Origin of the sequence: Rhizobium sp. R634 (genome assembly GCF_002211305.1) — a bacterium.
Classification (GTDB): Bacteria; Pseudomonadota; Alphaproteobacteria; order Rhizobiales; family Rhizobiaceae; genus Rhizobium.
This window is the reverse complement of record NZ_LOKW01000001.1, coordinates 99,090-123,718: the sequence shown is the minus strand read 5'-3', so window position 1 is coordinate 123,718 and position 24,629 is coordinate 99,090. Positions and strand designations below refer to the sequence as shown.

General features: G+C 64.2%; 22 protein-coding genes. 12 read left to right on the top strand and 10 right to left on the bottom strand.

The window, feature by feature from the left end:
• Window positions 1-165 precede the first annotated feature (165 nt).
• From ATY77_RS00570 to ATY77_RS00560, 3 genes are read left to right on the top strand one after another with little or no spacing between them, the layout of a single operon-like run.
• A complete protein-coding gene (locus tag ATY77_RS00570; protein ID WP_190237577.1) occupies window positions 166-1,152 on the top strand; it encodes a GNAT family N-acetyltransferase in 987 nt (328 codons plus the stop codon).
• Window positions 1,149-2,567 (top strand): MATE family efflux transporter, encoded by a 1,419-nt coding sequence (locus ATY77_RS00565; RefSeq protein ID WP_088685616.1) that lies wholly within the window; start codon window positions 1,149-1,151, stop codon window positions 2,565-2,567. Before ATY77_RS00570 ends, ATY77_RS00565 begins: the two co-directional genes overlap by 4 nt.
• 10 nt (window positions 2,568-2,577) lie before the next feature.
• Window positions 2,578-3,765: a PLP-dependent transferase gene (locus ATY77_RS00560; RefSeq protein ID WP_088685615.1), complete on the top strand. Its 1,188-nt coding sequence runs from the start codon at window positions 2,578-2,580 to the stop codon at window positions 3,763-3,765.
• Here ATY77_RS00560 and ATY77_RS00555 read toward each other — a convergent pair.
• Entirely contained in the window at window positions 3,656-4,312 is a 657-nt protein-coding gene (locus ATY77_RS00555; RefSeq protein WP_088685614.1) for a sigma-70 family RNA polymerase sigma factor, read from the bottom strand. The two genes, ATY77_RS00560 and ATY77_RS00555, sit on opposite strands and share 110 nt — an antisense overlap.
• A 163-nt stretch (window positions 4,313-4,475) precedes the next feature.
• On the opposite strand from ATY77_RS00555, the gene ATY77_RS00550 reads away from it, so the two are divergent.
• Genes ATY77_RS00550 through fhuB form a run of 3 tightly spaced genes read left to right on the top strand, consistent with a single transcriptional unit; the run spans window position 4,476 to window position 7,794 of the window.
• The gene (locus ATY77_RS00550; RefSeq protein ID WP_088685613.1) at window positions 4,476-4,967 is read left to right on the top strand and encodes a GNAT family N-acetyltransferase; all 492 of its coding nucleotides are present in this window, start codon (window positions 4,476-4,478) and stop codon (window positions 4,965-4,967) included.
• A 32-nt stretch (window positions 4,968-4,999) separates the two neighbouring features.
• Window positions 5,000-5,833: an iron-siderophore ABC transporter substrate-binding protein gene (locus tag ATY77_RS00545; protein ID WP_088685612.1), complete on the top strand. Its 834-nt coding sequence runs from the start codon at window positions 5,000-5,002 to the stop codon at window positions 5,831-5,833.
• A complete protein-coding gene (fhuB, locus tag ATY77_RS00540) occupies window positions 5,830-7,794 on the top strand; it encodes a Fe(3+)-hydroxamate ABC transporter permease FhuB (RefSeq protein ID WP_088685611.1) in 1,965 nt (654 codons plus the stop codon). The genes ATY77_RS00545 and fhuB overlap by 4 nt, the downstream gene beginning before the upstream one ends.
• Before the next feature lie 119 nt (window positions 7,795-7,913).
• On the opposite strand, the gene fhuF is transcribed toward fhuB, so the two are convergent.
• The 3 genes from fhuF to ATY77_RS32305 form a co-directional block, all read right to left on the bottom strand.
• A complete protein-coding gene (gene fhuF / locus ATY77_RS00535) occupies window positions 7,914-8,699 on the bottom strand; it encodes a siderophore-iron reductase FhuF (RefSeq protein ID WP_088685610.1) in 786 nt (261 codons plus the stop codon).
• A gap of 4 nt (window positions 8,700-8,703) precedes the next feature.
• A complete protein-coding gene (locus ATY77_RS00530; protein ID WP_088685609.1) occupies window positions 8,704-10,875 on the bottom strand; it encodes a TonB-dependent siderophore receptor in 2,172 nt (723 codons plus the stop codon).
• Between the two features lie 111 nt (window positions 10,876-10,986).
• Window positions 10,987-11,229, bottom strand: coding sequence for a hypothetical protein (locus ATY77_RS32305; RefSeq protein WP_141103892.1), 243 nt, complete (start codon window positions 11,227-11,229; stop codon window positions 10,987-10,989).
• Between ATY77_RS32305 and otnK the strand changes: the two genes are divergently transcribed.
• From otnK to ATY77_RS00510, 4 genes are read left to right on the top strand one after another with little or no spacing between them, the layout of a single operon-like run.
• Complete coding sequence (otnK, locus tag ATY77_RS00525; RefSeq protein WP_088685608.1) at window positions 11,228-12,496, top strand: 3-oxo-tetronate kinase; 1,269 nt, start codon at window positions 11,228-11,230, stop codon at window positions 12,494-12,496. The genes ATY77_RS32305 and otnK overlap by 2 nt on opposite strands.
• Window positions 12,493-13,143, top strand: a complete 651-nt coding sequence (locus tag ATY77_RS00520) for an aldolase (protein WP_088685607.1) — start codon at window positions 12,493-12,495, stop codon at window positions 13,141-13,143. The genes otnK and ATY77_RS00520 overlap by 4 nt, the downstream gene beginning before the upstream one ends.
• A complete protein-coding gene (locus ATY77_RS00515) occupies window positions 13,140-13,898 on the top strand; it encodes a TIM barrel protein (protein WP_088685606.1) in 759 nt (252 codons plus the stop codon). The genes ATY77_RS00520 and ATY77_RS00515 overlap by 4 nt, the downstream gene beginning before the upstream one ends.
• 42 nt (window positions 13,899-13,940) lie before the next feature.
• On the top strand, window positions 13,941-14,876 hold the full coding sequence (locus ATY77_RS00510) for an NAD(P)-dependent oxidoreductase (protein ID WP_088685605.1): 936 nt from the start codon (window positions 13,941-13,943) through the stop codon (window positions 14,874-14,876).
• Between the two features lie 15 nt (window positions 14,877-14,891).
• Here the strand turns inward: ATY77_RS00510 and ATY77_RS00505 are convergent, their stop codons facing one another.
• A complete protein-coding gene (locus tag ATY77_RS00505; RefSeq protein ID WP_088685604.1) occupies window positions 14,892-16,091 on the bottom strand; it encodes an MFS transporter in 1,200 nt (399 codons plus the stop codon).
• A 366-nt stretch (window positions 16,092-16,457) separates the two neighbouring features.
• On the opposite strand from ATY77_RS00505, the gene ATY77_RS00500 reads away from it, so the two are divergent.
• Together ATY77_RS00500 and ATY77_RS00495 are read left to right on the top strand one after the other, a co-directional pair.
• Window positions 16,458-17,351, top strand: a complete 894-nt coding sequence (locus ATY77_RS00500; protein ID WP_088685603.1) for a LysR family transcriptional regulator — start codon at window positions 16,458-16,460, stop codon at window positions 17,349-17,351.
• A gap of 78 nt (window positions 17,352-17,429) precedes the next feature.
• On the top strand, window positions 17,430-19,013 hold the full coding sequence (locus ATY77_RS00495; RefSeq protein ID WP_088685602.1) for a Na+/H+ antiporter: 1,584 nt from the start codon (window positions 17,430-17,432) through the stop codon (window positions 19,011-19,013).
• Window positions 19,014-19,025: 12 nt separating this feature from the next.
• On the opposite strand, the gene ATY77_RS00490 is transcribed toward ATY77_RS00495, so the two are convergent.
• The 5 genes from ATY77_RS00490 to paoA are packed head-to-tail and all read right to left on the bottom strand — an operon-like array spanning window position 19,026 to window position 24,354.
• On the bottom strand, window positions 19,026-19,649 hold the full coding sequence (locus ATY77_RS00490; RefSeq protein ID WP_088685601.1) for a nucleotidyltransferase family protein: 624 nt from the start codon (window positions 19,647-19,649) through the stop codon (window positions 19,026-19,028).
• Window positions 19,642-20,583: an XdhC family protein gene (locus tag ATY77_RS00485; protein WP_245314260.1), complete on the bottom strand. Its 942-nt coding sequence runs from the start codon at window positions 20,581-20,583 to the stop codon at window positions 19,642-19,644. Before ATY77_RS00485 ends, ATY77_RS00490 begins: the two co-directional genes overlap by 8 nt.
• The gene (paoC, locus tag ATY77_RS00480; protein ID WP_088685600.1) at window positions 20,573-22,768 is read right to left on the bottom strand and encodes an aldehyde oxidoreductase molybdenum-binding subunit PaoC; all 2,196 of its coding nucleotides are present in this window, start codon (window positions 22,766-22,768) and stop codon (window positions 20,573-20,575) included. Before paoC ends, ATY77_RS00485 begins: the two co-directional genes overlap by 11 nt.
• Before the next feature lie 6 nt (window positions 22,769-22,774).
• Window positions 22,775-23,725, bottom strand: coding sequence for a xanthine dehydrogenase family protein subunit M (locus ATY77_RS00475; protein WP_088685599.1), 951 nt, complete (start codon window positions 23,723-23,725; stop codon window positions 22,775-22,777).
• Window positions 23,722-24,354, bottom strand: a complete 633-nt coding sequence (paoA, locus tag ATY77_RS00470) for an aldehyde dehydrogenase iron-sulfur subunit PaoA (protein WP_088685598.1) — start codon at window positions 24,352-24,354, stop codon at window positions 23,722-23,724. The genes ATY77_RS00475 and paoA overlap by 4 nt, the downstream gene beginning before the upstream one ends.
• Window positions 24,355-24,629: the final 275 nt, after the last annotated feature.

Here is a 24,629-nt window from a genome sequence, read left to right as displayed (position 1 = left end):
CGCAAATGACGGATCGGGCAGGTTGCAGTTTAGAAAATTGATGAGAATTTTTTTCTTCGCTTAACCCTAAATCAGGCCGGAGATGGATCGTCATTCTACCAAATCGGCACAGGAGCGGGCTTCATGCTCGCAGCGTCAAAAGTCCTGCCGATCAAGGAGAACATCATGGATTTCGACGCCGCCAAACAGAGGCGGGCTCTGCAGTCGCGGAGCTACATCAGGCTCGCCCCCAATATCGTCCACCTGAAGACCGCGCACGGGCACCACGAAGCCGCCTACGAGGCCGAGGCCGGCGTCGCAACGATCACCTTCTACCACGGTGATCCCACGCAATCGGCGGAGCTTCTGATGGCGGCGGCCGAAGCGGTGACGGCGGAGGATCGCTCGATCAAGTCGGTCGCCTTCGAAGGCCATCAGGCAAGCCTTCCCCGGCATATTTCCAGCACCGGAAAGCTCGATTCCACGATCCTCTGGCAATGGCCGTCGCTGTGGCTGCCGCAGCTTTCCTATCCGCTGCCGCCCGTGCAGGAAATGACCGCGGGCCGCTACCATCCGCGCCGGCCGGCAAAGCCGAAGGGCACGGTCTATCGCCGCTTCATCCCCTGGCTGGAACGGGACATCAGCTTCCGGGTGGCCGATCCCGAGACCGATCTTGCCGCCTTTCACCGCTGGATGAACGACGAGCAGGTCAACACGATCTGGGAGGATGCGGGCTCGCTCGACAAGCACCGCGAGATCCTGGAGGAGCGGGTCGCCGATCCGCATGTGCTGCCGCTGATCGGCAGTTTCGCCGACATTCCCTTCGGCTATTTCGAGGTCTACTGGGCCAAGGAAAACCGGCTCGGACCCTTCTACGATGCCGACGATTACGATCGCGGATGGCATGTCGCGATCGGCGAGCCGGATTATCGCGGCAAGAAATGGATCAGCGCCTGGCTTCCCTCGCTGATGCATTTCATTTTCCTCGACGATCCCCGCACGCAGCGCATCGTCGGCGAGCCGCGCGCCAGCCACGAGCAGCAGATCCGCAATCTCGACCGCTCGGGCTTCGCCAAGATCAAGCATTTCGATTTTCCGCATAAGCGGGCGCTGCTCGTCATGCTGAGCCGCGAGCGCTTCTTCGGCGATCATCTCTGGGTGCCCGCATCATGAACGACATGAGCGAAATGAGCGGCAGCCTGCGGAAACGGCGGCTTGCGCCGGAAGATCTTGCCAGCCCGCAGCTGTTCCGGCTGCTGCTGCGGCTCGGGCTGCCCGCCATGTTCGGCCTGTCGATCAATGCCGCGCATCACACGATCAACATGGTCTTCGTCGGCATGATCGGCGAAGACCAGATCGCCGCGATCATGATCGTGCTGCCGATCCTGATGCTCGTCGCCGCTTTCGGCGAAGGCATCGGCGTCGGCGTGGCGACGGAGGTCGGACGGGCGCTCGGCGCCGGCAACCGGTCGCGGGCGAGTACCCTTGCCTCGGTCAGCCTTGCCGCCGGCGTCGCCTTCGGCGCGGTAAGCGCGGTTGCGATCGTCGCCTTTCCCTCTGTCCTGCTGTTCGGCGCCACCCCGGCGATCGAGCCGCTCGCGCAGCATTATCTCCTCATCATCGCGGTCTCGATACCGCTGACGATGGCGCAGATCATTCTCGATTTCCTGGCGATCGCCGAGGGCAATGCCCGCTTCAGCATGTGGACGCTCGTCGCCTGCTTCGCGCTGAACATCATCCTCGACCCGATCATGATCTTCGGCTTCGGCCTCGGCCTGCAGGGCGTGGCGATGGCAACCATCCTCTCCCAGCTCGTGGCGCTCTCGATCTACGGCGCCTATCACACGAGACGTCTCGGAACGATTCGGCTGACGTTCTCCTGGCGGTTCGCCGATATCAGGCATCTCAAGCCGGTGCTTGCGGTGGGTGCGCCGACGACGCTGACGAGCCTTGCGACAGCAGGTGCGATTGCCGCGATGCTGTCGGTCGCCGGCACCTATCACGGGGAAGACGGCATCGCCGGCGTCGGCATCGCCTTGCGGCTGCTTGCGGTCGGCGCACTGCCGGTCATCGGCATTTCGCTCGGGGCGCAGTCCATCCTGAGCTTTGCCTGGGGCCGCGGGGATGTATCGCGGGTGCTGGCGGCAGCCCGCATGCTTTCCGTGGTCACGAGCGCGGTCGGCGGCGTCTACGGGCTGGCAGCGATCATTTTTTCCGAGCGCCTCGCCTCGTTCTTCACCGACGAAGCCGCCGTGCTTACGATCGCCGGCCAGGCGATCGTCGCAACCCATCTTCCCTTCCTGCTGTTCGGCCTCCGGCAAACCGTGCTGATCCTCTTCCAGGCGCAGGGCAGGCCGAAAGCCGCACTTGCCGTCGGCCTGGCGCAGAACGGGTATCTTCTCTTTCCGCTGCTTGCGCTGCTACCGCCCTTCTTCGGCTTTTCCGGTCTGCTCGCCGCCATGTTCCTGGCCTCGGCGCTCACCGGCCTGCTGTCATGCGTCTGCCTGGCAAGGTCGCTCAGCGCACTCCGGCAGCGCTCGGCCGACGATCTGACCGCTCTTCGTCCCTATCCCAGCTTTTGTCCATGAGAGGATTATCATGAACCAGTCGTTCAGCCCCCGCGACCTTGGCGCCCATGTGGCCGCCGACGATCTCTTCACGCCCGTCGATCCCGCCGCCTTCAACGCCGTCTCCCCGCCGATCTTCCAGACCTCGCTCTTCACCTATGACAGCTACGAGGCGATGGAGGATGTCTTCGCCGGCCGGACGCGCAACTTCATCTATTCGCGCGGCGACAATCCGACCGTCCGCGAATTCGAGCTTCTGGTCGCCCGCCTTGAGGGTGCCGAAGAAGGGCGCGCCTTCTCCAGCGGAACGGCCGCCATCACCGCGACCATTCTCAGCCTGGTGGAAGCGGGCGACCGCGTCGTCGCCGTCCGCCATCTCTATAATGATGTCTATCGCCTTCTGGTGAAGCTGCTCGGCCGGCTCGGCGTCACCGTCGATTTCGTCGATCCCTCCGATCATGAAGAGGTGCGCAAGGCGCTGCCGGGCGCCAAGCTGCTCTATCTCGAAAACCCGTCTTCCTTCATCTTCGAGCTTCAGGACATCGTCGCCCTGTCGGCCATGGCGAAGGAGGCCGGCGTGACGACGATCATCGACAATAGCTGGGCGACGCCGCTCTTTCAGAAGCCGATCCAGCATGGCGTCGATATCGTCATCCACGCCGCCTCGAAATATCTCGGCGGCCATAGCGATACGGTCGCCGGCGTCGTCGTCGGTACGAAGGAGGCGATCGCGAAGATCAACTCGACATCCTACCCTTATGTCGGCGCCAAGCTCGCGCCCTTCGAGGCCTGGCTGCTGCTGCGCGGCATGCGCACGCTGCGGGTGCGCCTCAAGGAGCATGAGCGCAGCGGGCTTCTGCTCGCCGACCGGCTGAAGCAGCATCCCGGCATCGCGCGTGTCCGCCACCCGGCCTTTCAGGACCATCCCGGGCGGGCGACGCTTACGGGTTATGCCGGGCTCTTCGCCTTCGACCTCACGCCCGATATCGATGTCGCGCGCTTCGTCAACGCGCTTCGCGAGATCCGCCTCGGCGTCAGCTGGGGAGGGCCGGAAACGCTGGTCGTTCCGGCCAAGGTCGCGCTGCAGATCCCTGACCGGATGACCACTTTCATCCGGTTCGGCGTGAGCGAGCAGACGATCCGTTTCGCTGTTGGGCTGGAAGAACCGGAATTGCTGTGGAACGATTTGCAGCAGGCGCTGCACGCCGCGAAGCGGTAATATCCCGCGGGCGTTCGTGATCGGGGCGGGCAGGCTCGGTCATTGCCAGATGGCAATGCTGCTCCGCCGCCTTGATCATGAAATTGACGAGCGTTCGGGAGACGCCGAGCTCGGCCGCGATATCTTTCTGCGGCACGCCGTTCAGGCGATGGCGGATGAAGGCGTCGTTGGTGCGCTTCGGCAGCGCCTCGAGCGAGGCAAGCACGTCGCGCAGGGTTTCGGCGGCGACCAACTGGTCGAGCACGGTGGGGATGGGCGCCGTGATCTCCTGAACCTGGTCTATCGACCTATAGTTGTTCATCTGCTGGCGCCGGCGGCGGCTCTCGTCGAGTGCGAGGTTATAGACCATCCGGAAGGCATAGCCGATCGGGCAACGGATGCCCTCGATATTGACCCCGTAAGCTTTGATGACGCCATCCTGAAATATATCCTCAGAATATGATCTTGATTTGACAACGCTTTCAATCGTCTTCAGGAGCTTTTCCTTGTTTTCGATCATGGCGTTGACCACGGCATTTCCGTTCACATCACGATGCGATGCTCGCATTGTCCTGTACCCTTTTTACAAATGGAAAATCAGGCTCTGTCGTTGCTGGTCGGTTCGGCCTCGGTGTGCCTTTTTGAACAAAGGTACACGATGTGATTGCAGTGTCTAATTTAAGGTGATAACAGGAGTCAAGTTTAAATCGACCGAGCGGAGGCGAGAAAAAATGGGACGGACAGTCGAGATTCTGACCGGCAAGGCGGAGCTCTGCCGATCGATCATGGGGGCTTTGCCCGACTGGTTTGCGGAACCCGAAGTCATCGAGGCAAGCGCCCGGGCAGTCGAGGAACTGCCGGTGTTCGGCTATGTCGAAGCGGATGTAGTCACCGCCATGATCGCGCTGAAGCCGCATCTGCCTGATGCCGTCGAGATTGCGCTGATCGCGACCCGGCCCGAATATCACGGCCGCGGCGCCGGGCGTCACCTCGTCGACACGGCCGAACGCTTCGCCCATGAATCGGGCGCCCGGCTGCTGACGGTCAAGACGCTTGCGCCACGCGGCCGCGACGAACCGCAATTCGAGGCGACGCGGCGTTTCTATGACCGGACCGGCTTCGTCAAGGCCGAGGTCTTTCCGAAACTCTGGCACGAGGATCATCCGTGTCTGTTCATGGTCAAGCCGCTCACGCAGATGCAGCCGAACAGGACCGCGCTTTGAGACGACGAGACTTCCTTCTTGGCGCTTTGGCAATGACCGGCGCTCCCGCCATCACACAGGCCGGCGATGCCGGCGTTGTTTCGCTCGATTACGGGCTGGCATCGACGATGCTGGCACTCGGCAGCGTGCCGCGCGCCATCGCTTCCCTCAGGAACTGGCCGGAATGGGTGGTCGAGCCGGCGATGCCCTCTGGCGTCGTCGATATCGGCACCACCGCCGAGATCAATCTCGAAGTCCTGACAAGCCTCCGGCCATCGCTCATCTTCAGCACACCCTTTCTTGCAGCCATGGATGAGAAACTGTCCCGGATCGCGCCGGTGGAGACCTTCACCGTCTATGCCGAGAACGGCGAGGCGCTCGGCCGCTCCTACGCCGAAACGCTGCGTCTCGGCACCATGATCGGGCGGCAGCAAGAAGCGGAGGCATTTCTCGGTCGCGCCGACGCGACGTTCGATCGGCTGCGCGACCGGATAAAAAGCCTGTCGGCTCCGCCGGTCGCCGTCATCAACTTCATCGACCAGAGGCATGCGCGCATCTATGGCGGCCCGGGGCTTTACGGCGGCGCCATGCGCCGCATCGGTCTCGAGAACGCCTGGAAAGGCGAGGCGAGCTACTGGGGATTTCAGACGGTCGGCCTGGAGCAGCTCGCCGAACTCGGCGAAGAGGCGCACCTCGTCGTCGTGTCGCCGCTGCTTCCGCCCGATGTCCTGACCCGGCTTTCCGAAAGCCCGCTCTGGACCAGCCTTCCCTTCGTCCGGCGGCAGAAGATCTCGGTCGTTCCAGGCGTGCTGATGTTTGGAATGGTCCAGGAAGCGCTGCGCTTTTCGACCTTGATGGTCGATGTTCTGGAGACTGCCGCCCGATGACAGCGCAAATTTCCCGCTTCGGCGCGCCCGCACTCGCGGCGCTGCTGCTGTTTTCAGGCCTCGGCCTGGCTCTCCTCGAACTGCTGCCGGCGTTGCCGCATCTGGAGACATCAGGCGGCTACGACGCCCAGCACCTTCTCCTTCTCTATTCGACGCTTCCGCGCATGGCCACGGCCCTGATCACGGGCGCGGCCCTCGCGCTGTCGGGCACGATCCTGCAGCAGGTGCTGCGCAATCCGCTGGCTTCGCCGACAACGCTTGGCGTTTCGGCCGGGGCCAATCTGGCGCTGGTCTCCGTCATGCTCGCCTTCCCCTCGCTGACGGGATGGGGCCGAGACGCGGTCGCGCTTGCCGGAAGTGCCGCTGCCGCCTTCGCCATCTTCTCGATCAGCGCCCGGCACGGCTTCTCGCCCTTTTCCCTCATCCTGTCGGGCATGATCATCGGTTTCTGGTGCGGGGCCGCGGCCGCCATCCTGATCCTGATGAACGATCAATATCTCTCCGGGATCTTCATCTGGGGCGCCGGATCGCTCTCGCAGCAAAGCTGGGCGATCCCGATATCGCTGCTGCCGAAAGTCGCCCTGCTCGCCGCTCTCGCCTTTCTCGCTGCGAGGCCCTTGGCGCTGAGCCAGCTCGGTGATGCCGGCGCGACGAGCCTCGGTCTACCGATCAAATGGTCGCGCGGCATCATCCTGGCCATCGCGATTGCGCTGAGCGCCCTCGTCACCAGTGCCGTCGGCGTTATCGGCTTCATCGGGCTGGTCGCCCCGCAGATCGTCCGGCTGGCCGGCGCACGCCGCGTCGTCAGCCAATTGATCTGGTCGCCCATTGCCGGCGCCGGCCTTCTTCTTCTGACCGATGAGGCGATCAAGCTCCTCGCGCCCGGCGATTTCGTGCCGACCGGGGCGGTGACCGCCTTGCTCGGTGGCCCGATCCTGATCGCGCTTCTGCCACGCCTTGCCACCGCTACCCGCACGCTGCCCGGCATAGCCTCCCCAAGGCTTGCGGTCGGCAACCGAACGCCATCCCTTGGCCTGCTGCTGCTCTCGGTCGCCGCGCTGGCGGCGGCAGCGATCTTCTTCGGCCGCTCGCCGGACGGAAGCTGGGCATGGCTGCCGGCGGCCGCATGGGACCAAATCCTTCCCCTTCGCCTGCCGCGCGTTGCCGCCGCCTTCGGCGCCGGAACCGTGCTCGGCGTGACGGGGCTGATCCTGCAGCGGCTGACCGGAAATGAAATGGCAAGCCCGGAGGTGCTCGGCGTTTCAGCCGGAGCGACGCTCGGCGTCGCCGCCGCCATGTTCGCCTTCGCCGCACCGGGGCTGACCATCCAGCTTGCCTTTGCCGGCGGCGGCGCGCTTGCCGTGCTGCTGCTGATCTTCCTGTTGAGCGCCCGTTCGGGCTTCGGCCCGAACCGCGTGCTGCTCGCCGGCATCGCCTTCGGCGCGATCCTCGACGCCGGGATCGGCGTTCTCGCGGCCAGCGGCGATCCGCGCGGCCTGGCGCTGATCCGCTGGATGGCGGGCTCGACCTATTTCGTCGACAACAGCGTTGCGGCCAGCGCCATGCTGATTGCGCTTGCCTGTCTCATCGCGGCCTTTCTCGCGAGCAGATGGCTTGCGCTACTGCAACTTGGGCCGGAGGCCGCAAGCGAACTCGGCCTGAGGATCGTTCCGACACGCGCGATCCTGTTCGGCCTCTCGGCGATCATGACGGCCGCCGCCACGCTCGTCGTCGGCCCCTTGAGCTTCATCGGCCTGATGGCGCCGCACCTCGCTCATGGCCTCGGCCTTCGCCGTCCCTCCACCCAGCTGCTCGCCGCTGCGCTGATCGGCGCGACCCTGCTCGTCATCGCCGACTGGGCCGGCCGTATGATCGCCTTTCCCTACCAGGTCCCTGCCGGCTTGATCTCAGCCCTGGTCGGCGCCCCGATGCTGATGTTCGTTCTGCGCCGGCGGGCGTGAAGGATGGTCGGCAATCGGCGTCTCAAGCGGGCTTGTGATCGAGACCCGTGGCTCGACCCTGGTCGATGGCGGCAGCCGGATGAGGCAACCGGCAATCATTTAGATCGAAGTCGAGAAGATCAATGCCGCCCGTCCGGCAGCGGACAGGCTTCGCCACAGCCGCCGACGCCCGGCAGGTTGTAGCGCAGGCAGCAGACCTTGCGGCGGGCGAATTCCAGCCCGCATTGCTGGCGCGCCATGCGGATCATGCCGAACATCGGATTGCGCCCGCCGCCCGGCCACTCAGCATCATTCAACAGCGCCAGACCGCCTTCGACGAGGGCGGGCTCGTGGCGATGAGCGATCTCTTTGAGTATCCAGGAAAGATAGGCCGCGGCATTGTTCCAGAGCAGCTTCGGCGCGACGCCGCCATTGGCAGCGATCGCCGTGATGACCGGTTCGGTATGGCCGAGCATCAGCCGGTGAAGCTCGGCAGCCGGATCGGCCGCGGCCTCCGGCCGCTCGGACATCACGAATGCTTCCGGCTCGCCTGTTTCAGCATTGCAGACGAGCGAAAGCCGGTCGATTTCCATCGGCAGGGCGATGCGGTTCACGAACATGTGGACGCTCGGCGCGATCGTCAGCATGCTGAAATAATAGAGCGTCCACATGGAAACGATCGCGCGGCGATCGCTGCCCGGAAATTTTTCGGAATAGCGCGCAATGATGCCGTCAAACACGTCCGGGTCGCTAAGGTCCCTGCAGGGAATGACAATCCCGGTCGGCGGCGGAGATGCAAGAAGCTTGCCGCGGCAATAGGCGAACGGGCCATCGCCCACCAGGCCGTCGAGGTCGACGGCCTGGTGGGCGACAGGATGATCGGCGATCGAAGGGCGCGAGACCGCCCCGTTCATCTCTGCCGCCATGGTGCTACCACCGATACTTCAGGGTGCCGGTCATGTTGCGGCCCTGGCCGAGGTAGCAGAAGCCCTCTTCGCAGACCGTTTCACGCTCGTCACCGATGTTGCGGATGTTGAAGGCTGCCGTCAGTCCTTCATATTTCTTGTCGACGGCCCCGAAATCATAGGCGAGGGCGGCGTCGACATAGAAAGTTGCAGAATTCTTCGAGGTGTTGGCGACATCCGTCCAGGTCTCGCCGATGTAGCGTACGCCGGCGCCCATCGACAGGCCGTTGAAGGGATTGCTTTCCTGGAAGGTATAATTCGCCCAAAGGCTCGCGACATGGGTCGGGGTGAGGGCGGGAGTATTTCCGACGTTGTTGCCCCCGGTTACCTCAGAGTCGTTGTAGGTATAGGCGGCAATAATATCGAGACCGTCGGCGATTGCCGCGCGGGCTTCAAGCTCGATGCCCTTTCCCGTCACCTCGCCCTGGGAGTCGTAGGCGAAGGTCAGCGGGTCGGCGAGCCTCGGCTTGTTTTTCTCGACGATATGATAGGCGACAGCCGAGAGCAGGATGTCGGAACCGGGCGGCTGATATTTCACGCCGAGTTCGAATTGCTCGCCCTTCGACGGCGGAAGAATAGTGTTGGATGCCGACCGGTTGGTGACTGGATCGAAGGAGGTAGCGTAGGAAGCAAAGGGCGCGATGCCGTTGTCGAAGAGGTAAAGCGCGCCGGCCTGTACGGAGAAGGCATTCTTGTCGACGTCCTCCGAGCTGACCGTGGGCAAGGTCGAATCTCGCGTCTGGTTCACCCAGGTCTGCCGGCCGCCGAGGTTGAAGCGCCAGTTTCCGGCCTCGATCTGGTCCATGACGTAAATGCCGACCTGCCGCATGTCGGCATCGGACGCCAAGAAATTATAATCCGGCGTGGCGCCCGAGACTCCATAGGTCGGATTGGCGATATCGAAGTCGAATGCCGGATCTGCGGCTCCGACGCCATAGCCAAAGCTCGACTGGAGATTGGTGTAGTCGAGCCCGAACAGCATCGTATGCGCAAGCGGGCCTGTATCGAACTTCGCCTCGAGCTGGTTATCGACCTGGAAAACGTTCATTTCGTCCCGGATCGCATTTGTGCCGCGATGCGCGACGGTCCCGGTCCAGCTGGTAACACCCAGATAGCGAGACTCCAGATCGAGATGCGAATAACGCAGATTCTGCCGGAAGGTCAGGCCGTTGTCGAATTCATGCTCGAACTGATAGCCGACCTGCTGCTGCTTGACCTTCTGGTGATCGTAATCCGGATCGCTCGCCCTGAGATCGAGAATCCGGCCGTCCAAGGTCGTGATCGCGCCGACATTGGCGTCGATCTCGTCGGACTGCGCCAGACCATACACCGTGAAAGTCGTGCCTTCGTCAGGCTTCCAGGTGAAGGACGGCGCGAGCAAATAGCGGTCGTCAGCAATATCGAAATTGGTGTCGCCGTTGCGGGCAACACCAACGATGCGATAGAGAAAATCGTCGTTGCCCTCACTGATCGGCCCGCCGAAATCGAACATTCCCTGCACCCGGTCCTTGGTGCCGTAGATAATGCCGACTTCGCGGATCGGCTCGTCGGTCGGAAGCTTCGATATTTTGTTGACGAGGCCGCCCGGCGAACCGGAACCGTAAAGAACGGAAACCGGTCCCTTGATCACTTCGACGCGCTGCAGCTGATAGGGCTCGGTGCGGAACATGCCGTAATTGATGTAGGGCTGGCGCAATCCGTCGCGATAGTCGCCAACCGTCGTGGCGTTGTAGCCGCGAATGTAGATCTGGTCGAAACGCGGGTCGAAGCCGCTCGTTCCCGTCGTGACGCCGGCCGTATAACGCACCGCCTCGATGACCGTCTGCGCACCGCGCTGCTCGATTTCCTTCTCGGTGGTGACCGAGACCGAACGCGGCGTCTCCACAAGCGGCGTGCTGATCTTGGTCGCGCCGGCGCTGTTCTTGGCAGTCACCGACGTCCGATCGGTCTTGCTATCAGAGGCTGCACCTTGAATGACGATCGGTTCCAGCGCCGTCGCCGTGTCGCCGGTGGTGGCGCTCTGGGCGGAAGCCGGCGATGCTGCAATGCCGGTCAGAACGATCGCCGTGGTGGCAAATAGGGTATCTCTATAAAATCGCAATACATTATTAGAAACATTCAAAAAAACACGCGCCATTGCTTGGTCCCTACGTCACAGATGCGCGCGGAACCTATGGAGCGAAGAAAGCCTTGTCAACATAAGGTGATTATTTTTGTCATCTTTTAGACGATAAAAATCCTTAGCCCGTCACTCCCGAAGAGGTTGCACGGAATCTTCGATATCCGGCACCGATAAAATCGCCGCCGTCCGCTCGGGAATTTCCGAACTGAATGCTGTTTCCCACGTGTCGAAAGCAACAATGCGCAGGTTTGAACCATCGAATTTCGGCCCGGAGGACTCCGATTTGTACGACATGTGGGCTTGAAAACTGCCGGATATGGGTGATTGATCTGGCGATTGGTCGCAATCATTGGAGCGGGCGGAGTCCATGACGACATATTTCGGCGCGATTGCAGATGATTTCACCGGCGCGACCGATCTCGCCGGGCTGCTGGCGCGGTCGGGCGTGCGGGTATCGTTGAGGATCGGCGTGCCGCAGGAGCCGCCCGCCGATACCGCGCCGCTGGAAATCATCGCGCTGAAATGCCGGACAGCGCCGGTCGACGAAGCCGTCGCCGAGACGCGAGCCGCGCTCGATTGGCTTCGCCGGGCCGGCGCCGAGCGGTTCTTCTGGAAATATTGCTCGACCTTCGATTCGACGCCGCAGGGCAATATCGGCCCGGTCGCCGAAGCGCTGATGACGGCACTCGGAACGAAGCAGACGATCTATTGTCCGGCCTTTCCCGAAAACGGCCGCTCCATCTTCATGGGCAATCTTTTCGTCGGCGAACAGCCGCTTGCCGAAAGCCCGATGAAGGATCATCCGCTGACGCCGATGCGCGATTCGAACCTCTTGCGCCTGCTGGCGCCGCAGGTGACCTCGCCGGTCGGCCTAGCCAACCGCCATGCGGTGGCGAAGGGAGCGGCGGCTTTGCGCGGCAGGCTTTCGCAGCTTTCGGGCGACGGCGTCACCCATGTCGTCGTCGATGCCGTGGCCAATGACGATCTCTATCTCATCGCAGAGGCCTGCCACGATATGCCGCTGCTGACCGGCGGCAGCGCCATCGCCATGCCGCTGCCGGAGATCTGGCTGAAGCAAGGCCTTCTGAAGCGCTACGAAGCCGACCGCGCGCATCGTTTCGAGGCAGGGCCCGCCATTATTCTCTCCGGCAGCTGTTCGGCAATGACCAATCGCCAGGTCGCGGCCTTTCTGTCCGAGGGACGGCCGAGTCTGAAACTCGACCCGCTCGATCTTGCCGAGAACGGCAATGGGGCCGCGCTCGACTGGCTCTCCCGCCAGGATCTGGCCGCCACGCCGATCATCTACGCCACCGCCGCGCCGGATGCGGTGCGCGCCGCGCAGGAGAAGCTCGGCACTGAACGCGCCGGTACGCTCGTCGAAGCGACGCTCGCCGCCTGCGCCACCAGGGCCAGGGATCTCGGCGTCCGGCGTTTCGTCGTCGCCGGAGGCGAGACGTCGGGAGCGGTCACCAAGAGCCTCGGCATATCGAGGCTCGATATCGGCGCCGAGATCGCGCCCGGTGTGCCCTGGTGTTTTGCCCGCACGGCAGGCCGCGATGTCGCCATCACCCTGAAATCGGGCAATTTCGGCAACGAAGAATTTTTCGCCAAGGCCCTCGAGGTGCTCGAGAGATGACCGACGAATCCCGCCTGCGCGAACTCATCTGCACCCTGGCGAAATCACTGTTCGACCGTGGCCTGACGCATGGCTCGACCGGCAATATATCGGCACGCACGGCGGATGGCGGGCTGCTCGTCTCGCCGACGGGCTCCAGCTTCGGGCGGCTCGATCCGGCCCGCCTCAGCCGCTTCGACGCGGCAGGCCAGCATCTGAGCGGCGACCAGCCGACCAAGGAAATGCCGCTGCACACCGCCTTTTACGATACGCGCAGCCAGGCGGGCGCCGTCGTCCATCTGCATTCATGCCATGCCGTGGCTTGGTCGCTGATGCCCGATGTCGACGAGGACGATTTTCTGCCGCCGCTCACCCCCTATGCCGTCATGCAGCTCGGCCGGGTGAAGCTCCTGCCCTTCTTCCGGCCCGGGGATCCGGCCATGGGCGAGGCCGTGCGCGGGCTTGCCGGAAAGCGCTCCGCCGTCATGCTCGCCAATCACGGACCGGTCGTCGCCGGCAAGGATGTGGAAGCGGCCTGCAACGCGATCGAGGAGCTGGAAGCCAATGCCCGGCTTGCGGTGCTGACCTGCGGCTGCCGCCCGCGCCTCCTGAACAAGGCCCAGGTCGGCGATATCGTCACGCATTTCAATGTGGAGTGGGACGCATGAGGTTTTCCGCAAATCTCGGTTTCCTCTGGACCGACCGTCCCCTGCCCGACGCGATCCGTGCGGCCAAGGCCGCCGGCTTCGACGCGGTGGAATGCCACTGGCCCTACAGCGTGCCGGTTGCGGCGACGAAGGCGGCGCTCGATGAAACCGGTCTTGAGATGCTTGGCCTCAACACCAGTCGCGGCAACACCGCGATCGGCGAAAACGGCCTTTGCGCCCTGCCGGGGCGGGAGGCCGACGCGCGGGCGGCCATCGACGAAGCGCTTGCCTATGCCGCCGGGCTTTCCGCATCGGCCGTCCATGTCATGGCCGGCAATTCCAGCGGGCCACGCGCCCGGCGCACATTCTGCGAGAACCTCGCCTATGCCTGCGATGCCGCGGGCGACGCGGTCACCATCCTCATCGAACCGCTCAATCCTTACAATGCGCCCGGCTACTTCCTGAACGGCACCCAGCAGGCGGCCGACATCATTCGCGAGGTCGGCAAGCCCAACCTGCGACTGATGTTCGACTTCTACCATGTGCAGATCATCGAAGGCGATGTGACGCGCCGCTTCGAGACGCTGCTGCCGCTGATCGGCCATGTCCAGATCGCCTCGGTGCCCGACCGCGGAACGCCGGATCACGGCGAGCTCGATTACGGCTACGTGCTGCAGCGGGTCGCGGACCTCGGCTGGAAACATCCGATCGGCGCCGAATATCTGCCGCGCGATGTCGCCAACCCCGACATGTCGTGGCTCGCCCGCCATCGATAAGGCATCGGATCAATCAACCTCGCATGAGCGAAAGGAAAGATCATGGGTGACAAACCGGTTATCGGCTTCATCGGCCTGGGTCTCATGGGCCACGGCATGGCGAAGAATATCCGCAAGGCAGGTTATGAATTGTGGGTGCGCGGCCGCAACAACCGCAAACCCGTCGAGAGCCTGCTGTCGATGGGCGCGAGCGAGGCCGCGAGCCCGAGGGATATGGCGGAACGATGCGATATCATCCTCATCTGCCTCTCCACCTCGGCGCAGGTTGAAGCGGTGATCGGCGCGGAGGATGGCATTCTCGCCGGCGCCAGGCCCGGCCTCATCGTCATCGATACCTCGACCGCCGATCCCGGCTCGACCGCAAAGCTTGCCGCCGAGCTCACGTCGCGAGGAATGCACATGGTCGATGCGCCGCTCGGGCGCACGCCGAAGGAGGCGGAGGAAGGGACGCTGGACGCCATGGTCGGATGCGACGACGCCCTGTTCGAGCGCGTCCGGCCCGTCATCGAATGCTGGGCCGGCAGGATCACCCGCACCGGCGCCGTCGGCAGCGGCCACAAGATGAAGCTGCTGATGAACTTCATCGGCATGAGCTACGGCGCGCTCTATTCCGAGGCCGTGGCGCTCGGCGCCAAGATCGGCATTTCCCCGCAGATGATCCGGGAGGTGATCGGCCCGAGCCGCCTGGGCAACGGCTTCTTCGAAACCTTCATGCGCTACGTCGTCGACCGCGATCGCGACGCCCATAAGTTCGCAATCTCCAATGCCGCGAAGGATCTGCGCTACATCAACAACATGGCCGCCGACGCGCGGGTGATGTCGGTCATGGCGTCGGCCGCCCGGCATTATTATACGCATGTCGAAGCGACCGGCCACGGCAATGATTACGTGCCGATGCTGAGCGACCATGTCGCGGCGCTGAACGGCATCGTCATGGAGGACGAAGTGCGCAAGGGCGCGGCCCCTGGCGAGAAGTGAGCGGCGCCGGGATCGTCAGCCAAGATCGGCCCGCTTGCTTCTGAGCGTCAGAAGCGCGAGTGCGGCGGCGGCGAGCAGCAGCACGGCACTGACGGCGAAGGTCAGCTTGTAGCCGCTCATGTCGAAAAGCAGGCCGCCGACTACCGCGCCCGCGGTGATGGCGACCTGGACGATCGCCACCATCAGCCCGCCGCCGGCTTCGGCATCATCGGGCAACGTCTCAGCCACCCAGGTCCACCAGCCGACGGGTGCGGCGGTTGCGAACAGGCCCCAGACACCGAGCAGAAGCGCCGTCATGGCGAGGCCGCCGGAGACGGCGATCAGTGCCGATGCAATCGCCGCCATCAGCAGCGGTATGGTGATCAGCGTCCGGTAAAGCCCTTCCTTCAGGAAGCTGCCGATGAGCGTGGTGCCGATAAAGCCGGCGACCCCCATCGTCAGCAGCATCAGAGACAGCGTCGACACGCCGGCATGGGCTGCGGTTTCGAGAAACGGCCTGATATAGGTGAACAGCGCAAACTGCCCCATGAAGAAGATCCCCACGGCCGCCATCCCGAAAGCGACGACGGGGCGCTTCAGCAGCGTGAAGACATTTGCCGAACCGGACCGCGTCTCGCTTCTCATCGAAGGAAGGCTGATCAGCTGCCAGACGAAGACGATGGCGGCGATCGGCACGACGAAGAAGAAGGCGCCCCGCCAGCCGATCAGCCCGCCGAGAAAACTGCCGAGCGGTGCGGCAATCACCGTCGCCAGCGCATTGCCGCCATTGAAGATCGCCAATGCGCGGGAGACCAGATGCTCCGGCACCAGCCGCATCGCGGTTGCCGCCGACATCGACCAGAACCCGCCGATCGCGACCCCGATGAAGGCGCGGCCGACCATGAAGATTTCATAGTTCGGGGCAATCGCCACGATCGTTCCCGAAACGATCACGACGCCGGTCAGCGCCAGAAGCAGCGCCTTGCGATCGATGCGCCCTGCCACGGATGCGATGAACAGGCTCGTCAGCACCGCAAAGGCGCCCGAGACGGAAATGGCCTGTCCGGCCTGGCCTTCGGATATTCCGAGATCGGCCGCGATCGGCGTCAGAAGGCTGACCGGCATGAACTCGGAAGCAACAAGCGCGAAGGCGCCGAGCGACAGCGCAAAGACCGCGCCCCAGGCGGCGGCCGGGGTTTCGATCTCGGCAGTTTCGGAAGAGAGTTGCAGCTGCATTTTATCCTCGATGCTGAATGGCCGCCCAACGCCGTTCGTCCGCCGCGATGCCTCTGGCGCCTCGGCGGATTGCACGGGGTCGTTGAGCGGTGGCTTGCCCGCGATGGAGGCTCTCCATCCTCGCCGTCACAGGCGGGCGGGCGCGTGCGCAAATTGATGTTGGATCGATGCAGCGAGAAATAAACGAAGCCGTTCTTCCTGATTAGGGGGTGCAGATCGCATGCCGCAATGAGCTGCGCTCATGAATGCGGCCGCGGAGCTTTCGCAAATCTTTGATCGCGCCGTTACCGCGGGCTGCCATCAAATGCTGTCCCATCAATCATCCGGACGCTATAACAAGCGCAATCACATGAAGAGGATTCATGAATGGCGCGTGAGAACATCAACGATCTTATGGCTTTCGTGGCCGTGGCGCGGGAACGCAGCTTCACCCGGGCCGCCGCCAAATCCGGCGTCTCGCAATCCGCGCTCAGCCATACCATCCGCCAGCTGGAGACGAGGCTCGGCGTGCGGCTTCTGACCCGCACCACGCGCGCCGTCTCGCCGACCGAAGCCGGCGAACGACTGCTCGAAGGCATCGGGCCGCATTTCGACGAGATCGAAATGCAGGTCGATGCGTTGAGCGCCCTGCGCGACAAGCCGACCGGCACCATCCGTATCGCCGCCTCGGATTATGCGATCAGGCATGTCCTATGGCCGAAGCTTAGAGAATTTCTTCCCGACTATCCCGATGTGAAGATCGAACTTGCGCTCGACAACGGCCTGACCGACATCGTCACGGAGCGTTACGACGCCGGCGTACGGATGGGCGAGCACCTGGCGAAGGACATGATCTCGGCGCGCATCGGCCCCGACTTCTGTCTCGCCGTGGTCGGCGCGCCGTCCTATTTCGCCAACCATCCGGAACCGCTGCATCCCCAGGATCTCGTCGACCACCGCTGCATCAATTTCCGCCTGCCGACATCAGGCGCCTTCTACGTCTGGGAGTTCGAGGAAGACGGAAGGGAGCTTAGGATCCGGGTCGACGGCCAGGTGGGCTTCAACAATATCTTCGACGTGCTGGATGCTGCGCTTGACGGCTTCGGTCTCGCCTATATTCCCGAGGATATCATCCTGCCCTATGTGGAGGACGGCCGCCTCCGGCGCGCGCTGCGGAAATATTCGCCGCACTGGGACGGCTTCCACCTCTATTATCCGAGCCGCCGCCAGTCCTCGCCCGCATTCCTTGCCGTGCTCGATGCGCTGCGTTACCGCCGATAGAGCTTTCACCCGTTTGCGTTTCGGCAAGAGGCGCTTTGTAATAAGACCATAGTCAAAACCATTTCGAGGCTGAGGCGCATGGACCCGACACATTTGTTCGAGCTTGTTATTGGCATGTTCGTCGCGATCATCGCGCTGCATTACGCCGCGCACAGGCTCGGCCTGCCGCCATCCGTCGCACTGCTTGCCGGCGGGGCGCTGCTTGCCTTCGTGCCGGGGCTGCCCACCATCGAGGTCGATCCGGCGCTGGTGCTGGTGATCTTCCTGCCGCCGCTGCTGCTGGACGGCGCCTGGTCGATAGCGCTTCGGCGGCTGCGCCGCCACATGATCGGCATCGGCTCGCTTGCCATCGGCGCGGTCCTCTTCACCTGCGTCGTCGTCGCGCTGGTGACCCATCTGCTCTTTCCCTCGCTGCCCTGGGCCGCCTGCGCCGCGCTCGGGGCGATCGTCTCGCCGCCTGACGCCATTTCCGCCCGCGCGGTGCTGGAGCGGGTGCGGCTGCCACGGCGCCTGCAGATCCTGCTCGAAGGCGAAAGCCTGCTCAATGATGCGAGCGGCCTGGTTCTCTTCCGTTTCGCCATTGCCGCCGGCGTGACCGGCGCCTTCAGCATCGGCGAAGCGGCGGGCAGCTTCTTCGTGCTGGCGGCCGGCGGCGCGCTGATCGGCATCGTTGTCGGCACGACCTGGGTTCTGCTCGTGCGCCGGCTCGGCGACGAGTATCTCATCATCGCCGCCACCGTCCTGCTCTCCTGGACTTCCTATCTGCTCGGCGAATTCGTGCACGTCTCCGGCGTCATCGCCACGGTGACGACGGGCCTGATCGCGAGCTGGCACCAGCATACCGTTCTCTCCGCCGCCACCCGCATGCGCGGCACGTCCTTCTGGACGGTCGTGGTTTTCCTGATGGAGGCCGCCGTCTTCATCCTCATCGGCCTTTCGCTGAGAGGCGTCGTCGAACGCGGCGGCGGTTTCGACGTGGTGATCGCTACCATGGGCTGGCCGATGCTGGCGATCCTGATCACGCTGACGCTCGCGCGCTTCGCCTGGGTGTTCGGGTCCGATCTTTTGATCAGGCTCTGCAATGCGCTCGGGCTTCGCCGCTACACGCCGCTCGGCCTTCGCGGCTCCACGGTGCTCGGCTGGGCCGGCGTGCGCGGCGTGGTCACGCTGGCACTGGCGCTCAGCGTGCCCGCCGGCTTCCCCGGCCGCGATTTCATCCTGGTCACCTCCTTCGCCGTCATCCTCGGAACCGTTCTCCTGCAAGGCACCACATTGGGATATGTGATCGGCTGGGCGAGGCTGACCGAACCGGAATCGGAAAAAGCCCGCCTCACCATGAGCCAGGCCGAGGCCGCCATGGCCCAGGCGCAGTTTGCGACCGTGCAAAGCCGGGCCTATGACGGCGAAGGCAAACTCATCCATCCGCAATTGCTGGAGAGATATCAGCGCCGAGCGGTGTCGATCGTCGATTATGCCGCCCGCACGGAGCACTACACGCCCCTGCTCCAGGCGCATTTCGACCTGGTTCTCGAAGCCGTCGCCACCGGCCGACGCGAACTCATCCGGCTGCACCGCGCCGGAGACATTGACGACGAGACGCTGCATGAGCTGGAACGGGATCTCGATCTCGAAGAGCTGAGCGCGATCTCCGCGAAATCGTGAAGGCGCTTCTTTTCAGCGGCGTAGAATTCCGCCCGCAGCTTCGATGGCATCCAGCGTATCGACATCGATGAGGGCGCCGTCGCCGATCTCGATATCGACGACGGGAAAGCCGGAACCCTTTATGAGTTCGCGCGCGCCTTTGTCCCCCGTCAGGCTTTTCAAAGCCGCGTAAAGCGCGCGCGGGAAAATGACCGGATTGCCCGGCCTGCCCCCCGCGGCAGAGCGGACGATGGATCGGCCGCCGCAACTGCGGAAAGCGGCGATGAGGGCGTCGAGATCGGACACGGTCAAGGCAGGCATGTCGGCAAGCATGATCATGATGCCTTCAGGCCGGCCGGCCTCGGCCGCCGCGACGCCGAGTGCAAGCGAGTTCGCCATGCCGGAGGAAAATTCAGCGTTGTGCACTGGCTTGACGGGTAGGTCCGCGATTGCCGCCTCGATCTCGGCATGCCGGTAGCCGGTGACGGCGATGATGGAATGGCTCTCGCAATTGGTCGCGGCGATCGCCGAGCGGCGGATCAGCGGCATGCCGTCGAATTCGGCAAGCAGCTTATGGGCGCCGCCCATCCGGCTCGATTGTCCCGCCGCCAGAATGACGATGGCGACGGGCGGAACCTGCTCTGGCGGATCAGCCATAGGCTGCCAGCCGGCAGGCCGCGACATCGGCGAGGATCGACAGCGCCAGCGACGTGGAATCCCGCGTCGGGCCGAATATCCCGATCGGCGCCCTGATGCGGTCGAGATCGCCGCTGCCGAAGCCGCGCTTCCGCAGGCGCTCGATGCGTCTGCGGTGCGTTCTGGTGCTTCCGAGCGCCCCGACATAAAAGGCTTCCGATCCGAGCGCCACTTCGAGCGCCGGCGCTTCCTGGTCGAGATCGTGATGCATCAGGACGATCGCCGTATGGGCATCGATCTCCCCGACCTGCCGCCCGGCCTCGCCCGGCTCGCGCAGGAGCACATCGAAATCCGAAGCGGCGGCGAGACGGGCAACCGCGCTTGCCTCCACCGTCTGACCCGAGATGACGACGCGGGTGCGCGGGCGGTAGATCGTCAGGAAATCCCCGGCCTGCCAATGCGCCCGCTGCGGCGGCCCGGTAACCTCGAGCGACTGCTGTTCCTGATTATAACGCAGGCCCGCCGGCTGGCGTTTGTCGATGAGATCGAGAACGCGCTCGATCGCGCCCGCCTCCCGCAGCAGATGAATGGCGACGGTGATGCCGCCGCCGCAGGGAAGGACGATATCGAAGAAGGGCGAGCCTTCGCCGAATATCACCGACCGGTCGCGGCCCTCCGACATCGCAAGAAGCGCTTCGGCGGCGACGGCCGCCTCGACGCAGCCGCCGGAGACATAGCCGCAGTAGCGGCCGTCCGCCGCCACCGCCACATGCGACCCGAGCGCGCGCGCCGCCCCGCCCCTGATCTCGACCAGGGTCGCGAGCGCCACCTCGCCGCCCTCTCTGAGGCAAGCGGCGGCGAAGCCGAGGATCTCGGCCGGGTCGTCGGTCGAAAGCGCCCTGACAGGCGCCGGGATGGCGGTCCGCATCGAGACGCCGGTTACGCTAGGCGACATCGGGCAGACCGCCGATCAGCTTGTCGAGCGTGATCGGATAATGGCGGACCCGCACGCCGGTCGCGTTGTAGATGGCGTTGGCGATTGCGGCGGCGACGCCGCAGAGCCCGAGCTCGCCGACGCCCTTCGCCTTCATCGGCGAAGACATCGGATCCGTCTCGTCGAGGAAGATCACCTCCTGATGCGGGATGTCGGCATGCACGGGAACCTCGTAGCCGGCAAGATCGTGATTGACGAAGAAGCCGTGGCGGGTATCGACCGCAAGTTCCTCCGACAGCGCGCCGCCGGCCCCCATGGTCATGGCGCCGATCACCTGGCTCCGCGCCGTGATCGGGTTGAGGATCCGGCCCGCCGCGCAGACGGCAAGCATCCTGCGGATGCGGGTCTCGCCGGTGGCGACATCGACGCCGACCTCGACGAAATGCGCGCCGAAGGTCGATTGCTGGTGCGTCTCCGCCAGATTGCCCCATTGGATCGTGTCCTCGCCGACCAGCCCCTCGGAGCCGGCGGCCTCGGCGAGCGGCACCGACCGGTTGCCCGACCGGACCTCACCATTTTCGAAGACAATGTCCTCGGAATTGAGGCCGAGCTTCTGGGCGACCGCCTCGCGCAGCTTGACGCAGGCGGCATAGACGCCCGCCGTCGAACAGTTGGCGCCGAACTGGCCGCCGGAGCCCGCGGACACCGGAAAGCGGGAATCGCCGAGCTGAACGGCGACCTTGTCGATACCGACGCCCATCATCTCGGCCGCGGTCTGGGCGATGATGGTGTAACTGCCCGTGCCGATATCGGTCATATCGGTTTCGACGGTGACGACGCCTTCCCGGTCGAGGCGGACGCGCGCGCCCGAGGGAAGCAGCAGATTGTTGCGGAAGGCCGCCGCAACGCCCGTACCGATCAGCCAGTTGCCTTCGCGGTGCGAACCGGGTTTGCCGCGGCCGCTCCAGCCGAAGCGCTCGGCGCCGAGTTTCAGGCAGCCGACGAAATTGCGATGCGAGAAGGGCCGCTCCGGCTTTTCCGGATCGACCTGCGTATCGTTGACGATCCTGAATTCGACGGGATCGAGGCCGAGCTTCTCGGCCATCTCGTCCATGGCGATCTCCAGCACCATCATGCCGGGCGCCTCGCCCGGAGCCCGCATCGCGTTGCCCTCGGGAAGATCGAGCGTCGCCAGCCGCATCGCCGTCATGCGGTTGGCGCCGGCATAAAGCAGCCTGGTCTGGTTGACGGCCGTCTCCGGCTGGCCTCCGGCCTGGTCGCCCGACCAGCTCTCATGAGCGATCGCCGTAATCTTGCCGTCGCGCTCGGCGCCAATGCGGATGCGCTGGATCGTCGCCGGCCGGTGCGTCGTGTTGTTCATGACGAAGGGCCGCGGCAGCGCCACCTTGACCGGCCGCCCGGCCGCCTTGGCGCCGAAGGCCGCGAGCACCGCGTCGGCCCTGAGAAACAGCTTCGAGCCGAAGCCGCCGCCGATGAAGGGCGACATCAGATGGATCTTTTCCTTGTCGATGTCGAGCATCGCCGCCAGATCCGAGCGCCACCAGTCGATCATCTGGCTCGACGTCCACACCGTCAGCTCATCCCCGTTCCAGGCGGCGATCGAAGCATGCGGCTCCATCATCGCATGCGACTGGTCCGGCGTCGTATACGACTGGTCGATGGTGACGGGTGCGGCCTTGAAGGCAGCCTCGAAATCGCCGGCTGATGTATCGGGATCGCCGCTTTCCGGCTTCACCGCGGAGGCCATCGCCGCCCTGAGATCGAAGACGCCCTTCTCCTCGGCGTAATCGACCTTGACCAGCGCCGCCGCGGCGCGCGCCTGCTCGAAGGTCTCGGCGACGACGACGGCGATCGCCTGGTGATAGTGCTGGATCCCCTCGCCGCCGAAGAGCTTGGCGGTGTTGAACCTGCCCTTCTTGCGCTCGCCGACGTCTGGTGCCGTCACCACCGCGAGCACACCGGGCGCCTTCTTCGCGGCGGAGACGTCGATCGCTTTGACGCGGCCCTTGGCGATGCCGGAACCGATCGGATATCCGTAGGCGTAGGGCATGTTCTGATCATGCCATTCATAGGCATATTTGGCCTGGCCGGTGGTCTTCAGCTGGCCGTCGATGCGGTGGACCGGCTGGCCGACGACCTTGAGGCGGTCGATCGGATTGGTCGTTGCTGGCGTATCGAACTGCATGTCATCTCATCCCTTGGCTTCGGCGATGACCGCGCCGAGCGTGCGCTCGACAAGATCGACCTTGAATCGGTTCTGTTCGGTCGGGCGGGCGTCGGCGAGAAGTGCCGCGGCCGCCGCCCTTGCTCCCTTCGGAAGCGCGGCATCCGCCGCCTCGACCCGCCAGGGCTTGTGGGCGATGCCGCCGACGGCCACGCGTCCGGTGCCGTCAGGCTGGATGACCGCACCGACGGAAACCAGCGCGAAAGCATAGGACGCGCGGTCGCGAACCTTCCGGTAGATCTGCCGGCCGCCGACCGGCGCAGGCAGGAGCACCGCGACGACGAACTCGCCGCGTTCGAGCACCGTCTCGATATCGGGCGTGTCGCCCGGCAGGCGATGAAATTCGGCGATCGGTATGGATCGGCGGCTGCCGTCTGGCCTGACGGTCTCGACTACGGCGTCGAGCGCCCGCATGGCGATCGCCATGTCGCTCGGATGGGTGGCGATGCAGGCCTCGCTCGTCCCGACGACGGCATGCTGGCGGCTGAAGCCGCCGATCGCCGAACAGCCGCTGCCCGGCTGGCGCTTGTTGCACGGCTGGTTGGTGTCATAGAAATAGGGACAGCGCGTCCGCTGCAGGAGGTTGCCTGCCGTGGTCGCCCTGTTGCGCAGCTGGCCGGAAGCGCCGGCGACGAGCGCGCGGGACAGAAGCCCATAGTCGCGCCGCACGGTTTCATGGGCGGCAAGATCGGTGTTTCGCACCAGCGCGCCGATGCGCAGTCCTCCTTCCGGCGTCGCTTCGATCTTGTCGACGCCGAGGCCGTTGACGTCGATCAGATGCGTCGGCGTCTCGATCTCCAGTTTCATCAGGTCGAGAAGATTGGTGCCGCCGGCGATGAACTTGGCGTTCGGATTGGCGGCGGCGGATTTGGCGGCGGCCTCAATCGTTGCCGCACGCTCATAGGTGAAGGCTCTCATGCTTTTGTCCCCGCGACTTCGACGATGGCGTCGAGGATGTTCGAATAGGCGCCGCAGCGACAGATATTGCCGCTCATGCGTTCGCGGATCTCCGCAGGCGTGACCTGCGCCTGCGCGGTGAGATCGCCGGTGACGTGGCTCGGGATATTCGCCTTGATCTCCTCGAGCACCGCCACGGAGGAACAGATCTGCCCCGGCGTGCAATAGCCGCACTGGAAACCGTCATGTTTGACGAAAGCCGCCTGCATCGGGTGAAGGTCGCCAGGCTGCCCCAGCCCTTCGATGGTCGTCACCTGATCGCCGCCATGCATGACGGCGAGCGTCAGACAGGAATTGATCCTGCGCCCGTCCACCATGACGGTGCATGCACCGCATTGGCCGTGGTCGCAGCCCTTCTTCGTGCCCGTGAGGTGAAGATGTTCGCGCAATGCGTCGAGCAGCGTGGTTCGGTTGTCGATTTCGATGTCGTGGCGCTTGCCGTTGACGGTGAGGGATAGTTTGGAGGTCAGAGCCATGTCGCTCCCAGAGGGTTGAGCCGCCGCGACCGTCGCGGCCCCGGTGACCGCGACTGCCGCAGCCGACGAGATAAGTAAGTCCCGGCGGGAGATTTCAAGTTGATCGCTATGCATATCAGCTCCACTTCATCTTGGGAGGCGCCCGTACAGGCGGGTGGGCGGAATTGGTGGCAGCTCTAGAGGTAGGCCGGTTGGCGCGGATGAGTAGATGAGAAATCTTGCATGCAGTTATTGAACCAGCTCATGAATGGTTGGTGCTCGGGCTTCGGCATCGGCCGGAGCAATTCCCGAAAAACCGCTCAGAGATTTCCCACTCCGGAATTGCGCAAATGCGAAAAGAGTTGGAGCATCGCCGCGACTCGAAAAAGATATTCAAAGAGGAGACAGTC